This window comes from Planctomycetota bacterium (assembly GCA_016125255.1).
In the GTDB taxonomy this organism is placed as follows: Bacteria; Planctomycetota; Phycisphaerae; order Phycisphaerales; family Zrk34; genus RI-421.
Window position 1 is genome coordinate 40,484 of record WGMD01000013.1, and the last position, 14,273, is coordinate 54,756.

General features: G+C 63.8%; 13 protein-coding genes. 10 read left to right on the forward strand and 3 right to left on the reverse strand.

What is annotated here, in order from left to right:
- Positions 1-889 precede the first annotated feature (889 nt).
- Positions 890-1,714 (forward strand): class IV adenylate cyclase, encoded by an 825-nt coding sequence (cyaB, locus tag GC162_11960; GenBank protein ID MBI1369353.1) that lies wholly within the window; start codon positions 890-892, stop codon positions 1,712-1,714.
- On the opposite strand, the gene GC162_11965 is transcribed toward cyaB, so the two are convergent.
- Entirely contained in the window at positions 1,704-3,017 is a 1,314-nt protein-coding gene (locus GC162_11965; protein ID MBI1369354.1) for a hypothetical protein, read from the reverse strand. The genes cyaB and GC162_11965 overlap by 11 nt on opposite strands.
- On the opposite strand from GC162_11965, the gene GC162_11970 reads away from it, so the two are divergent.
- From GC162_11970 to grxD, 5 genes are all read left to right on the forward strand, one after another.
- Positions 3,016-3,393: a hypothetical protein gene (locus tag GC162_11970; protein MBI1369355.1), complete on the forward strand. Its 378-nt coding sequence runs from the start codon at positions 3,016-3,018 to the stop codon at positions 3,391-3,393. The genes GC162_11965 and GC162_11970 overlap by 2 nt on opposite strands.
- Before the next feature lie 73 nt (positions 3,394-3,466).
- Positions 3,467-4,330, forward strand: coding sequence for a hypothetical protein (locus GC162_11975; protein MBI1369356.1), 864 nt, complete (start codon positions 3,467-3,469; stop codon positions 4,328-4,330).
- Between the two features lie 43 nt (positions 4,331-4,373).
- Complete coding sequence (locus GC162_11980; GenBank protein ID MBI1369357.1) at positions 4,374-5,351, forward strand: alcohol dehydrogenase catalytic domain-containing protein; 978 nt, start codon at positions 4,374-4,376, stop codon at positions 5,349-5,351.
- A gap of 86 nt (positions 5,352-5,437) precedes the next feature.
- Positions 5,438-5,719 (forward strand): BolA/IbaG family iron-sulfur metabolism protein, encoded by a 282-nt coding sequence (locus GC162_11985; GenBank protein MBI1369358.1) that lies wholly within the window; start codon positions 5,438-5,440, stop codon positions 5,717-5,719.
- Positions 5,712-6,038 (forward strand): Grx4 family monothiol glutaredoxin, encoded by a 327-nt coding sequence (grxD, locus tag GC162_11990; GenBank protein ID MBI1369359.1) that lies wholly within the window; start codon positions 5,712-5,714, stop codon positions 6,036-6,038. The genes GC162_11985 and grxD overlap by 8 nt, the downstream gene beginning before the upstream one ends.
- A gap of 121 nt (positions 6,039-6,159) precedes the next feature.
- Here the strand turns inward: grxD and GC162_11995 are convergent, their stop codons facing one another.
- On the reverse strand, positions 6,160-7,368 hold the full coding sequence (locus GC162_11995) for a hypothetical protein (protein MBI1369360.1): 1,209 nt from the start codon (positions 7,366-7,368) through the stop codon (positions 6,160-6,162).
- Between the two features lie 217 nt (positions 7,369-7,585).
- Here GC162_11995 and GC162_12000 point away from each other — a divergent pair, with 217 nt between their 5' ends.
- On the forward strand, positions 7,586-8,254 hold the full coding sequence (locus GC162_12000; GenBank protein MBI1369361.1) for an HAD-IA family hydrolase: 669 nt from the start codon (positions 7,586-7,588) through the stop codon (positions 8,252-8,254).
- Between the two features lie 166 nt (positions 8,255-8,420).
- Here the strand turns inward: GC162_12000 and uvrB are convergent, their stop codons facing one another.
- Complete coding sequence (uvrB, locus tag GC162_12005; GenBank protein ID MBI1369362.1) at positions 8,421-10,514, reverse strand: excinuclease ABC subunit UvrB; 2,094 nt, start codon at positions 10,512-10,514, stop codon at positions 8,421-8,423.
- Between the two features lie 310 nt (positions 10,515-10,824).
- Between uvrB and GC162_12010 the strand changes: the two genes are divergently transcribed.
- The 3 genes from GC162_12010 to GC162_12020 form a co-directional block, all read left to right on the forward strand.
- The gene (locus tag GC162_12010; protein ID MBI1369363.1) at positions 10,825-13,008 is read left to right on the forward strand and encodes a glutamine synthetase type III; all 2,184 of its coding nucleotides are present in this window, start codon (positions 10,825-10,827) and stop codon (positions 13,006-13,008) included.
- 140 nt (positions 13,009-13,148) lie between these two features.
- Complete coding sequence (locus GC162_12015; GenBank protein ID MBI1369364.1) at positions 13,149-13,688, forward strand: sigma-70 family RNA polymerase sigma factor; 540 nt, start codon at positions 13,149-13,151, stop codon at positions 13,686-13,688.
- On the forward strand, positions 13,681-14,273 hold a 593-nt coding region (locus tag GC162_12020; GenBank protein ID MBI1369365.1), incomplete at its 3' end, for a hypothetical protein. The genes GC162_12015 and GC162_12020, both read left to right, overlap by 8 nt.

A 14,273-nucleotide genomic window follows, 5' to 3' on the forward strand; every position in this document is an offset into this window, starting at 1 on the left:
ACGCAGGCACAAATAATGCGGCGGCTTCACGACGACTGATCGGGGAGGCGGTTCACGTGGGCTGCTGCCGCGAGCGACTCGCGGCATCACGTGGGCTCCTGCCGCGAGCGACTCACGGCATCTGCCGCGTAACAGGCCCGCCTGTGCTTCGCTCCGGCGTGGCCAAGCCCCGCCTCCGCGACTGTGTCGCCTGCCGCTCGCTTCAACGGCACTTCGCGGCGGGGTAATCCTCAACGCGGACCATGCTCATCGCGTTGTCCGCCTCCTCCTCCGCACGGTGGTCCCCCCTGATCGAGTGCCGAGCACTCGTGCGTCGCCAGAGCGACGCGGGTGCTTTTGGGGCCAGCCCCAATCTGCTGTGCCGAGCTACGCAGACCAGCACCGGACCCACTCAAGCATGAGTGAGTGGGTCCGCTCAACTGATCGGTTGGGTACACCGCTTCGCTAGGTGAAGCACCCAACCGATCAGTTGAGCCATCAGGGGGGACGCCGATTCACCTCATCATCCCGGAGGAGGAATCGGTGAATCGGGTGCGGAGGAGGATGCTACGGCTTCAAGCTCCGTTCCGCCCTCCGGGCGGCGCTACCGCCGCGAGGATCGCGGGCCTGAACGCCTCGCCGGCGGGCTTCTCATTCTCCTCCGTGGTGACACGCCCTTGTCATCCCCGCCGAACGCCAGCAGCGAGGATGGGTGGTAACATCAGGCAATGCGGTTTGCCCTCGCCCTCATCGATATCGTCTTCAAGACTCTCGCGTGGCTATGCGGTGAACGCGGTGCGTTCGACCGCCCGCCACGCGGGCGAACCCGCCGCTGGCAAAATCGCTGGTCCAAAAGCAACCAGCGACGACGACGCCAACCGCAAAGAGGATGGGTTGATTCGGCGGACAAATGCCGTTACGATTAGTGCAGCCAAGTCACATCGACTCAACATCCGGTATGCCGTTACGGATGTTCACCCCGCATCACTGTTATGTTAAATTGGCCAGCAGGGCACAACACGGTTTTTGCGGGGTTGGGCCCGATTCTGTCGTTTTGCGATCCCGGGACGTTGGATCTACCAGGGGTTGCAAATGTGGACGCAGGCATGATACTCGTCCGCAAGGATGGATGCCAACAGTTGCATCATTGTTACGGAGTCACGCGGACATGGGCATGGAAATCGAAGCGAAGATGCGGCTCACCGATCGGCTGGGCATGATCGGGCGGATTCGACAAGCGGGCGGGACGCTGGCGGAGGAGCGACTTGAGTGCAACATCTTCATGGACACGCCCGGCGCGGCCCTTCGCAAGACGGATTGCGGGCTGCGCGTGCGTCGGGAGACGCCCACGGACGGCTCGGGGCCGTCGCGTGTGATCATCACGCACAAAGGCCCCCGGCTGCCCGGCCCCCTCAAGCAGCGCGTCGAGACGGAGCTTCGCGCGGAGGACGCGGAGGCGTCGGTCGCCCTGCTGACGGCGCTGGGTTTCGTCGAAACGGTGCGCTTCGACAAGCGGCGTCAGAGCTGGCGGCTCGAGGGCTGTTCGATCGAACTGGACGAACTACCGAGGATCGGATCGTTCATCGAGATCGAAGGTCCGGACGAGGCGACGGTGATGAGCGTGCGCGAGAAGCTCGGACTCAGCGACGAGCCCATGATCCGCGAAAGTTATGCGGCGATGGTGCACGCGTATCTGAACGAGCAGCCGGCGGGGAGTCGCACACTTACTTTTTAATTCCGCAGGTTTGGGCGACGAATTTCTTGAAGCGGTCGAAGAGGTCGATGGCGATGGGGCCGGGTTTGCCGGAGCGGACGGGGACATGGTCGAGTTCGATGACGGAGGCGACTTCGCTGGTGGTGCCGACGGCGATGATTTCATCGGCGCGGCGCATGCGGTCGGCGTGGAAGTATTCTTCGCTGACGGTGTAGCCGGCGTCGCGGGCGAGGTCCAGGACGATGCGGCGGGTGATGGAGTCGAGGATGCGTCCGTCGAGGGGATGGGTCAGAAGGTGACGGCCTTCGGTGATGATGACGCCGCGGGCGGAGGCCTCGGTGACGATGCCGTCGGATCGGATCAGGATGGCTTCATCGCAACCGTCATCGACGGCGGCCTGCGTGTCGAGGACATTGGCGAGGAGCGAGATCGCCTTGATGGAGCAGAGCGCCCATCGGGTTTCGGGGCGTGTGATCGCCTTGAGCGGGGTCACAGGGGCGTCCGCGCTGTAGGCATGTTGCGGATAGGCGATGGCCAGGACGGTCGGGCGGACGGGCGGGTTGGGGAACTTGTGTTTTCGGGGGGCGGCGCCGCGCGTGACCTGCCAGTAGACGGAGGCGTCGGCGAGGTTGTTGCGCTTGAGCAGCTCGCGGCTGACCTGGTCCAGCGGCATTTCGCCGGCGGGGTAGGCGATGCGGATTTCGCGCATGCTGGCGTTCATGCGCTGCATGTGCTCGCCGATGGCGATGGGCTGCTGGTTATAGAAGCGCACGACTTCGTAGACGCCGTCGGCGTACATGAACCCGCGGTCTTCGACGCTGACGGTGGCCTGGTCTTTGGGTAGCCATTGGCCGTTGAGGTACACTATCATGCTCATAGGTTTAGAGGATATCCCGTCGATGGGCAAAGGTCGATTCCGCAAGTCGCCGTGGTTCTGGCCGATCGTGCTGGCGGTCATGGTGCATACGACCATGGCGAGCTGGCTGATCTGGCAGCGGTTCATCATGCCGGAGCCAAAGGCGGTCGGACCGCGCACGGACATGCTCGACCTGTCGGCGGCGAGCGAAGACGCGCACGGCAACGGACAGATTGAACAGAAGCAACTCGGCAGCGCGATCGAGGCGGGCGTGGCCAATGCGTCGGCGATGAGCGATGTGCAGAAGAAGGTCACCATCGAGGAGAAGGCGGCGTGGCTGGAGCGCAACGCCAGTCCCGAATCGGTGCAGCAGATCAGCGAGCTGGTTAAGAAAAGCGTCAACGCCCCGGACCGGGCGTACGAGCCGCTCGATCCGCCCCCCGCCGGTGCGTTCGATTTTGACAGCATGCTGCCGTACTCATCCAAGCGTCAGGTCGGCGACGACAAGATCGAGCGGAGCGTGCAGGTGTGGGTCGACAAGGACGGCCGATCCATGACGCAGACCGTCCGCCGCACGGCCGACGCCAACGGCGTGATGCATGAATACCGCGGGACCTATTCGACCGACGGCAAGCTCTTCGAATCCGAAGTGCCCGTCAGCGGCAACGGCACGGCCGACTCGGTCATCGAGACGATGAGCAAGTCGCCGATGCTGCATCAGCTTTTCACCAACGGATTGCTGCCGGCTCTCGAAGCCGTGCGGACGAAGCAGGAGGCCAAGCCGTCCGCCCCATCCCAGACACCCGAGGCGTCGGGGTCCCCCGCCGGAACGGACAAGCCGTAGAATTCGCGGCCGCCGTTCGTGCATTGGCGGCGTCGGGTGATTACAATCGGCCTCACGACGACAGGAGACACCGATGCGTCAACGCATCCTGATTGGTTACATCTTCATCATGCTCGCCGCCGCCCTGCCGGTCGGCTGCTCCAAGTCGGCTTCGAAGGACGAAGGCATTTTCGCCGGCTTGATGCCGCCCAAGCCCGCCGACGTCGCGCGCGATGCGTTCAACGTCACCGACCCCGACAAGCGGCGGCGCAGCGTGAACCTGCTTTCCAACGCCCCCTTCGGCGGCGAGGCCCCCTACCTCAAGACGTACCGGCTTCTCGTGGACGACCCGGACCCGACGGTGCGGGCGGCGTGCCTGCGGGCGCTGGGCAAGCATGGACAGATCAGCGATGTGCCCGCCATTCTGCCCTACCTCAAGGACAAGACGAGCTTCGTGCGATGGGAAGCCGCCAAGGCGCTGCAACGCCTGCACAGCCCCGACGCCGTCGACCCCCTGCTGACGACGCTTCATGAAGACGACGACCCGGACGTTCGCACGGCGGCGGCTAACGCGCTGGGTCAGTACCCCGAGCCGCGCGTTTTCGCCGCCCTCATCGGCGCGCTTCAGGATGAGGACTTTACGGTCGTGACCGAAGTCGTGCATTCGCTGGAAGTACTCACCGGTCAGGACTACGGCGAAGACGGCGCACAGTGGCTTTCATGGTCGCAGCATCAGGACAAGCATCTGTTCGCCGGGCAGGAGGCGTATTACTACCCGCAGTTCGTGCGCCCGCCGACGATCTGGGACAAGATCAAGTTCTGGAAGTCGCGCAAGGTCGTCGTGCCGACGCAGCCGACGGGCATCGAGCAGGCGAATGATCCCTTGGTCGGCCCCCCCGCCGCCCCCGCCGCTTCCGCCGCCGATCCCGCGGCTGGTCAAAGCACGGTCGCCAAATAACCGATAACAGTTCCACCCGCGAGTCACACACGGAGGATGGTTCGTGCGCGCATTGGTTTTCGACGGTCAACACGCCAAGCTCCAGCCCAAGCACCCGGACCCGACGCCGACGACCGGCGAGGCGATCATCCGTCCGCTCAAGGTCGGCGTCTGCTCGACGGATCTGGAAATCTGCCGGGGCTACATGGGATTCACCGGCGTGCTCGGACACGAGTTCGTCGGCATCGTCGAAAGCGTGCATCCTTCTTGCAACGACAAGGCCAAAGCCCTCGTCGGCAAGCGCGTCGTCGGCTCCATCAACTGCGTCTGCGGTACGTGCGACATGTGCAAGGGCGGGCTGAGCAACCATTGCCGCAACCGCACCGTGCTGGGCATCGCCGGACGCGACGGATGTTTCGCCGAGCGGTTCAGTCTGCCGGCCGTGAATCTCTTGCCCGTGCCCGATCGGCTCGATGACGATCGCGCGGTGTTCACCGAGCCGCTCGCCGCCGCGTGTAATGTGATGCAGCTCCTCTGCGTCGAGTCCCGACCGTTCATCACCGTCCTCGGCGACGGCCGCCTCGGCCTCCTCACCGCGCAAGTCATGAGCAAGCTCAACGCCTCCGTCCGCCTCATCGGCAAGCATCCCGAAAAACTCGCCCTCTGTGAAAAGTGGGGCATCAAGCATCGCCCGCTCGACGACCTGGCCCTCCGCGCCGATCAGGATGTCGTCGTCGATTGCACCGGCTCGGCGACGGGGCTCGAAACCGCCATGAAGATGGTCCGCCCCCGCGGCAAGATCGTGCTCAAGACCACCGTCGCCGATCAGAAGAACGTCGATCTCTCGCCGATCGTCATCAACGAGATTCAACTGCTCGGCTCGCGCTGCGGGCCTTTCCCCGATGCCCTGTCCATGCTCGCCGCCGATCAGATCGACGTCCTGAGTCTCATCACGCGCCGTTACAAGTTCGACGAAGCTGAAAAAGCCCTCGCCGCCGCCGCCCAGCCCGGCGCGCTGAAGGTGCTCATCGAATTCGACTGAACGACGGGTTGACCCCGCCCCCCGTTTTGCGAGCGGGCTTGCCCGCTGCTTGCCCCCCGCTTCGACCCCCCTATGATTGTTTCGTCATGAACGAAATGATCGCCGATCTCATTCGCCAATCCCTCCCCGATGCGACCGTCCACGTCGTCAGCCCCGATGGCGTCCACTTTCAGGCCCTCGTCATCAGCGCCGCCTTCGAAGGCCAGCCCCTCGTGCGACAGCATCAGACCGTCATGGCCGCCCTCAAGGACGACTTCGACTCCGAACGCGTCCACGCCCTGGCCCTCAAGACCTTCACCCCCGAAAAATGGCGGCAAAACCAGCACCTTTACGCACAGCTTACCCGCGAGGAATCCAAAAATGGATGACGCCACCAAACAGAAAATCGAATCCTACATCAAGGACAACCGCGTCATGCTCTTCATGAAGGGCACGCCGACCTTCCCCCAATGCGGATTCAGCGGCCAGGTCGTCGCCATCCTCAAACACCACGGCGCCCAGTTCGGCGCCTGCAACGTCCTCGAAGACATGAACATCCGCCAGGGCATCAAGGAATTCGCCAACTGGCCCACCATCCCCCAACTCTACGTCGAAGGCCAATTCATCGGCGGCTGCGACATCGTCACCGAAATGCACCAGAACGGCGAACTCAAATCACTCCTCGAAGGCGCCGAATCCGGCTCGTAAGCGAGCTTCGCTCGAAATGACCAATGACAAAATCCCAATGACCAAGGTAATGACGAATGTCTCAATGTAGGAGGCCGCAGGCCGTTCCTCCATTGGTTATTGGTGCTTGGTCATTGGTCATTCATTTCTCATCATGCAACTGCATGATGCGGCCCCGCATCGCTTCCGTGAACTTCACATTCCGGCGCGACATCACTGTCTGAGCGACTTCGCAGAATTTATCGAGCTGGTAGTTCTCTTCGCCGTCGTCAGTGATGAAAGCGAATCGCTGAACACACTTAGGCGGGAACTTGGCGGTGGCGAGCATTGCGCCGGTGTGGATGCATGAGCCGGTCAGGAGGCGGGTGCCGATGGCGGTTTTGACGTGGTCGCCGATGATGGAGCCGAGGTGGGTGAGACCTGTGTCGAGCGCTTGACTTCCGGGGGCGGGGTCGATCTGCATGCGGACCGGACCGTAGGTGTTTTTGAGATTGCTCGTCACCGTGTCGGCGCCGAAGTTGACCCATTCGCCGAGGTAGCTGTTGCCCAGGTATCCGCTGTGGGCCTTGTTGGCGTAGCCCTGAAAGACGGAGTGATTGACTTCGCCGCCGACTTTGCACTGGGGGCCGATGATGGTGTGGCCGCGGATGTGGGCGTGATTGGCGATGGCGGAGCCGGGACCGATGTACCCGGGCCCGACGAGCACGCTCATGGACCGGATCTCCGCGCCGTCGTCGATGCAGACCGGCCCGGCGCTCGTGTCGAACACGACATGCGGATGCACCGTCGTGTTCCGCCCGATCAGCACCGGGTTCCCCCCCACCACCGTCACGCGCGGCGACGGCTCCCCGTCGAGCCGCCGAAGTCGCTTGGCCAGCGTCGTCAGATCGTGCTCCAGATTCATGTCCGCATACGTGAGTATCTCCCACGGCCGGCGAATCAGCGGCGCATCCTCCACGATCGCGCTCTCCAACTCATCGAGCGCCGCCGCGCCTTCGGCCAGAAACGCCTCGGCCGTCCGGCGATCGACGCGCGCCGCCAGCACGATGTCATCGCGGTCCGTCACGAGCGTGTTCATCCGCGCCGGCAGCTCGAACGTCAGCCGCGTCAACCGACCATTGATAAGCATGAACGACGCGCCGTCGGGCAGGCGGTTGACCGGCAGGCCGTGGCGCGCCGCCAGCAACTGCGTCATGCCCGGCGGCGCGATCAATGCCGCCGCATGCGTACCGATCTGCTCGACGAGCCGCTCGCTCGTGGTCAGCGCCCCGGTGCGCAGCTCGAAACTCGCCCGCAGATCACACAGCGGACCGAGCCGCTCACCGTCATCGAAAAGAATCAACCCGTCCATATGCAACCTTATATCGGATATTCGCCGGCTCGGCCTCTGATTAACCTCTCCCTCCGGGAGAGGTCGGCCCGCAGGGCCGGGTGAGGGTGCGCCCACACACAGACCGCATCCGCAACGTAGCGCGCCCTACTTCGTGGCCCCCCTCACCCCGGCCCTCTCCCGGAGGGAGAGGGAGTTGTGCCTACCCACGCTCCGCCGATTCGCATACACTCCCCGCATGCTCGAAGCGATTGTCTTTGATTTCGACGGCGTGATTGTCGACACCGAACCGCTGCACTACCGGGCGTTCCTGCGCGTCCTGGAACCGCGCGGGATTCAATTCGACTACGACGCCTATCTCGAAAAGTACATCGGCTTCGACGACCGCGACGGCCTGCGCGCCATGTTCGAGGATCATGACCAGACGCTCGACGACGCCGCGTCGCTTTCCCTCCGGCGCGACAAGGCGCACGCCTTCGACACGATCGTCGCCGAGGGCGTGACGCCCTTCCCCGGCGTGCTGGAACTGATCCGCGCCGCCGCCGCCGCCATGCCCATCGCCATCTGCAGCGGCGCCCTCCGTTCCGACATCGACGCCATTCTCCCGGCACTGGGCGAAGGCGAAATCCCGGACCTTTTCCGCGCGATGGTCACCGCCGATGACGTCGCCCGCTCCAAACCCGACCCCGAAAGCTACGCGCTGGCCGCCCGGCGACTGGGCATCGACCCGGCGAAGTGCCTGGCCATCGAAGACACCCCCGCCGGACTCGAATCCGCCCGCGGCGCCGGCCTCCGCACGCTCGCCGTCACCCACAGCTACCCCGCCGACCGCCTCCGCGCCGCCGACCGCGTCGTGACATCCCTCGATGACGTGACCCTCGAAAAACTCCGCGGGTGGTTTGATTGATGGGGTTTTTCTCACCTCTCCCTCTGGGAGTGGTCGGCCCGCAGGGCCGGGTGAGGGTGCGCCCAAACACTGACATCATCCGCAACGAAGCGCGCCATACTTCGTGGCCACCCTCACCCCAGCCCTCTCCCGGCGGGAGAGGGAGTAAGCCGCCCGTTCAGGTTCATCATCCCTTTTTCGCCCGATTCTTCTTCGTCTTTTTGATGACGCGCGTGCCGGGGGTGCCGGCTTTGGGATGGGCGGGTTCGATGTCGCCTTTGCTGATCGGGCCCTGGTCGGGGGTTTCCTGAATGTGCTTGATCCGGTCGCGCAGCGCGGCGGCCTTCTCGAACTGGAGCGCCTCGGCGGCTTCGAGCATCTCGGCTTCGAGCATGGCGATCAGCTCGGTGCGCTCGTACTCCGGCTCGTCGGCGTGGATCGCTTCGCGGGCCGTCTTGTGGGCGCGCAGCTCCATGTCCAATCCCTGACGAATCGCCTTGCGGATCGTCTGCGGCGTGATGCCGTGCTCGGCGTTGTACGCAAGCTGCTTCTCGCGACGCCGCTCGCATTCGTTCATCGCCTTGCTCATCGCCTCGGTGATCTGATCGGCGTAGAGAATCACGGTGGCGTCGACATTGCGGGCGGCGCGGCCCATCTGCTGAATCAGCGACGTCGGCGAACGCAAGAATCCCGTCTTGTCCGCGTCCATGATCGCCACCAGCGCGACCTCCGGCAGGTCGAGGCCTTCGCGCAGCAGATTGACGCCGACGAGCACATCGTACTCACCCAGGCGCAGATCGCGCAGAATCTCCACGCGATCCATCGTCTCGATCTCGCTGTGCAGGTAGCGGCAGCGCATGCCCTGCTCGGTCAGATACGCGGACAGGTCCTCGGCGAGGCGCTTGGTGAGCGTGTTGACGAGCACGCGCTGGCCCTTGTGCGTAAGCGTCTTGGCGGTCGCGATCAGATCGGGGACCTGCCCCTGCGCCGGGCGGACTTGGATCGGCGGGTCGACGAGGCCGGTCGGACGGATGACCTGCTCGACGATCACCCCGGCGGAATGCTCCAGCTCGTAAGGCCCGGGCGTCGCCGACACGAAGATTGTCTGCGGCGTCATCCGCTCAAATTCATCGAATTTCAGCGGGCGATTGTCCATCGCCGAGGGCAAACGGAATCCGTGGTCGACGAGAATGCGTTTGCGGTTCTGATCGCCGTTGTACATGGCGCGAATCTGCGGAATCGTGGCGTGCGATTCGTCGATGAACAGAAGCCAGTCGTTGGCCGGGAAGTAGTCGAGCAGCGTGTAGGGCCGGCTTCCGGGGGCGCGCCCGTCCAGATGCCGCGAGTAGTTTTCGATGCCCGAGCAGTAGCCCACTTCCTGCATCATCTCCAGGTCATATTTCGTGCGCGCCATCAGCCGCTGCGCTTCAAGCAGCTTGCCCTGCGAGCGGAGGTGCATCACCTGCGCGTCAAGTTCGGTGCGGATCGAGTCCATCGCGATGGCGACCTGCTCTTCGGGCATGACATAGTGCACGGCCGGGTAGATGAACAGCTTGCTCTCGGAAGCGAGCAGTTCGCCGGTGAGCGGATTGACAAGCTGGAGGGCGTCGATCTGGTCGCCGAAGAGTTCGATGCGGTAGGCGTATTCTTCGTAAGCGGGGTGTACCTCGACGACGTCGCCGCGCACGCGATAGGTGGCGCGTTTGAAGTCCGTGTCGTTGCGGTTGTACTGCATGTCGTTGAGCGTGCGAAGCAGGTCCTGTCGGTCGAGGGTCTGTCCGACATCGAGTCGCAGGACGCGGCGTTTGTATTCTTCGGGCGAGCCCAGGCCGAAGATGCACGAGACGGAGGCGACGATGATGACATCATGTCGCGAGACCAGCGAGGTGGTTGCGGAAAGGCGCAGGCGATCGAGGTCATCGTTCCGCGCGGCGTCTTTCTCGATGTAAATGTCGCGCTGCGGGATGTACGCTTCGGGCTGGTAGTAGTCGTAGTAGCTCACGAAGTACGACACCGCATTGTTGGGGAACAGTTCCTTGAACTCTTCGTAGAGCTGTGCGGCGAGCGTCTTGTTGTGCGAGATGACGAGGGCGGGCTTGTTGACGGTCGCGATGACGTTGGCCATCGTGAACGTCTTGCCCGATCCGGTGACGCCCAGCAGGGTCTGCGCCTTGTCGCCGCGGCGGACGCCCTCGGCGAGCTGGCCGATCGCCTGGGGCTGATCGCCGGCGGGCTTGAAGTCGCTGGCAAGGTGAAACGGCTGATCGATCACGTAAGACATCGTCGTGATTGTACACGAGTTACTCACAACGTCGCCCGCCCCGCGTACCCGCACGTTCCTGCCTTAATTGCGCGCAGCAAAACAGCGTAGAATCGCCGATTGCGCGCTTTATGGGCATGATTTTCACACGGTGCGTTCGCACTGAGTTACGGAATTGGGCATTGCCGCGAGGTTTTCCACATCAAAGGGCCCACTGGTCAACGGCTTGACATGATGGCATCATACTTGCTGGCTTGTTCGGTCTGTATTGCTGCGCCTACGAAGCGCGCAAGGTTTCACTTTCACTCATTGCGATTGGAGCATACGTCTCATGAGCGGCAGCACAGCACGCACCTCGGCCATTTCCGCCGTCACCAACTACAAACCGATCAGCGAACCGCTGAACTTCAGCGAGACGCCGTCGAAGGATCTCTTCGGCTGCAACGTGTTCAACACGGCGGTCATGCGCGACCAGCTCCCCAAGGCCGTGTTCAAGAAGCTCATGAAGACCATCGACAACGGCGACAAGCTCGACGAGTCCGTCGCCGACGTCGTCGCCTCGGCGATGCGCGACTGGGCCATCGAGAAGGGCGCGACGCACTATGCGCACGTCTTCTTCCCCCTGACCGGCCTGACCGCTGAGAAGCATGACTCCTTCCTCTCGCCGACCTCCGACGGCAGCGCCATCGCCGAGTTCACCGGCTCGCAGCTCATTCAGGGCGAACCCGACGCTTCGTCCTTCCCCTCCGGCGGCCTCCGCGCGACCTTCGAAGCCCGCGGCTACACCGCGTGGGACGTGACCAGCCCCGCCTACATCCTCGAGAACCCCAACGGCACGACGCTGTGCATCCCGACGGCCTTCGTCTCCTGGACCGGCGAAGCCCTCGATAAGAAGACGCCCGTCCTGCGCTCGATGCACGCGCTCGACGTGCAGGCCCGCCGCATCCTCAAGCTGTTCGGACATGCGAGCATCGCCCGCGTCGTGGCGACGGCCGGCCCCGAGCAGGAATACTTCCTCATCGACCGCAACTTCTTCTTCGCCCGCCCCGACCTCGTCAACGCCGGGCGGACCCTCTTCGGCAAGAAGCCCCCGAAGGGTCAGGAACTCGAAGACCAGTACTTCGGCGCCATCCCCGAGCGCGTCCTGGCCTGCATGCTCGACACCGAGCGCGAGCTCTTCAAGCTGGGCGTCCCCGTCAAAACGCGCCACAACGAAGTGGCCCCGAGCCAGTACGAAATCGCCCCTCTCTATGAAGACGCCAACGTCGCCACCGATCATCAGCAGACGATCATGACGACCCTCAAGCGCGTCGCGCAGAAGTACGGCATGGAATGCCTCCTGCACGAAAAGCCCTTCGCCGGCGTCAATGGGTCGGGCAAACACGTCAACTGGTCGCTGGGCAACTCCACGCAGGGCAACCTCCTCGAGCCCGGCGATACGCCGCACGAGAACGCCCAGTTCCTCGTGTTCTGCGCCGCCGTCATCCGCGCCGTCGACAAGTTCGCGCCGCTGCTCCGCGCCGTCGTGGCCCATGCCGGCAATGACCATCGCCTCGGCGCCAACGAAGCTCCCCCCGCCATCATCTCGATCTTCCTCGGTGATCAGCTTCTGGACATCTTCGAGCAGATCGCCAAGGGCGGCGTCAAGAGCGCCAAGAAGGCCGGGATCATGAACATCGGCGTCGACACCCTGCCCCCCCTGCCCAAGCACGCCGGCGACCGCAACCGCACCTCGCCCTTCGCGTTCACGGGCAACAAGTTCGAGTTCCGAGCCGTCGGCTCCAACCAGTCGATCGCCGGTCCGCTCGTGGCCCTCAACACGATCGTCTCCGACTCCCTCGACTACGTGGCGACCGAACTGGAGAACGCCACCAAGGGCGACCCCAAGAAGCTCAACGCCGCCGTGCAGGAGCACGTGGCGTCGAGCATCAAGGACCACGGCCGCGTGCTCTTCAACGGCGACGGCTACTCCGAAGCGTGGCACAAGGAAGCCGAGAAGCGCGGCTTGCCCAACTTCCGCACCACCATCGACGCCCTCCCGGCGATCACCGATTCGGAAGTCGTCAAGATCTTCAAGAAGTTCAACGTCCTGTCCAAGCGCGAGCTGGAGTCCAGACAGGACATCTACTTCGAGCAGTACGTCAAGGCCGTCAACATCGAAGCGCAGCTCACCGTGCAGATCGCCAAGACCAAGATCTTCCCCGCCGCCGTGCGTTATCAGAGCGAGCTGGCCGTCACCTGTGCGAACCTCAAGGCCGTCGGCTACGAGTTCGACACGGATACGCTCGACAAGTTGACCGCGCTGGTCAAGGATCTTCAGGACTCGATCGCCGCTCTCGAAGCCGCGATGGGTCATCATGGCCACAAGGGCCTCGTCGCCGAAGCCAAGTATTTCTGCGACTCGATCCTGCCCGCCATGCTCAAGGTCCGCTCCGCCGCCGACGAGCTGGAGTCGATGGTCGCCGACGACCTCTGGCCCCTGCCGACCTATCAGGAAATGCTCTTCATCAAGTAAGACGCATTCCGATTCCTCAATCGCAAAAGCCCACGGCGAAAGTCGTGGGCTTTTTTCATGGAAAAATCTTCGCGCCATCGCCGGGAGATTTCCCCCGCACCGGTTTATACATAGGTAGAGGCCACGCATCGAGGCGCGTCATGTCCCTTTCCGACCCGAAAATGAAGCTCTTCACCCGCTGCTGGACGACCGCCCTGCCGGCCGTCTCGGCGTATATCCTTGCGGCGACGCGCGATGCGACCGACACCGAAGACCTCGTTCACGATGTGGCCCAATCGGCCCTTGAGCATCTCGATACCTACGACACGAGTCGGCCGTTCGATGCATGGGTGCTGGGCATCGCCCGCAATCGCATTCTCAATCACTTCCGCTCCCGCCGCCGCGATCGTCATGTCTTCGGCGAGCCCGCCCTGATCGCCCTCGCCGCCGCCTACGAAGGCATTGACCATCACAAGGAAGCCATGCAGCTCGCGCTCGAACACTGCACCGGCTCCCTCCCCGCCAATCAGCGTCAGCTTCTTGAAAAGCGCTATCGCGATGAAGTGCCCGTGCAGGACATCGCCGCGTCGTCAAACACGACGCCGCACGCCGTGAGCAATGCCCTGCATCGCATCCGCCAGAAACTCGCCGAATGCGTCCGACGGCAGATGTCCGCCGAAGGCGGTGTGACGCATGGCTAACCGCCTCGAACTCATCGACGCTTATCTCGATGGCGTGCTGGACGACGAAGTCGTGCGGCAGCTCGAAGCCGACCTCGTCGCCGACCCCGCCCTCGCCCGCCAACTCGCCCAACGCTCCCTCTTCCACGCCCGCCTGCGCGACCTGTACCTCATCGACCGCCGCACCGCGCCCGCCGCCGCGCCGACGCTGAGCGGCGCCTCGCCGCGAAGCGTCTGGTACAAAAAGGGGATCAGGGGTCAGGGATCAGGGATCAGCTTCAAGGCAGGCGTCGCCTTCGCCGCGCTTCTCCTGATCGCCGCCGCGCTCTTGTATGTCTTTGTGCCTTCAACTCCCCACTCCGAACTCCCCACGCCCCACGTCGCCGCCCCCGTCACGTACGCCATGCTCTCAGACGTTTCTCCCGACGCACAATTCGCCGACACCGATCACGCCCTCGGTTCCGACCTCGCCGGCCCGATCAAACTCGTCTCCGGCAAAGCCCAGCTCATGTTCAAATCCGCGGCCGTCGTCGATCTGACGGGCCCGTGCGAATTTGAAATGACCGGCGTCAACCGAGGGCGGCTGATGCGCGGCGGACTGAGCGC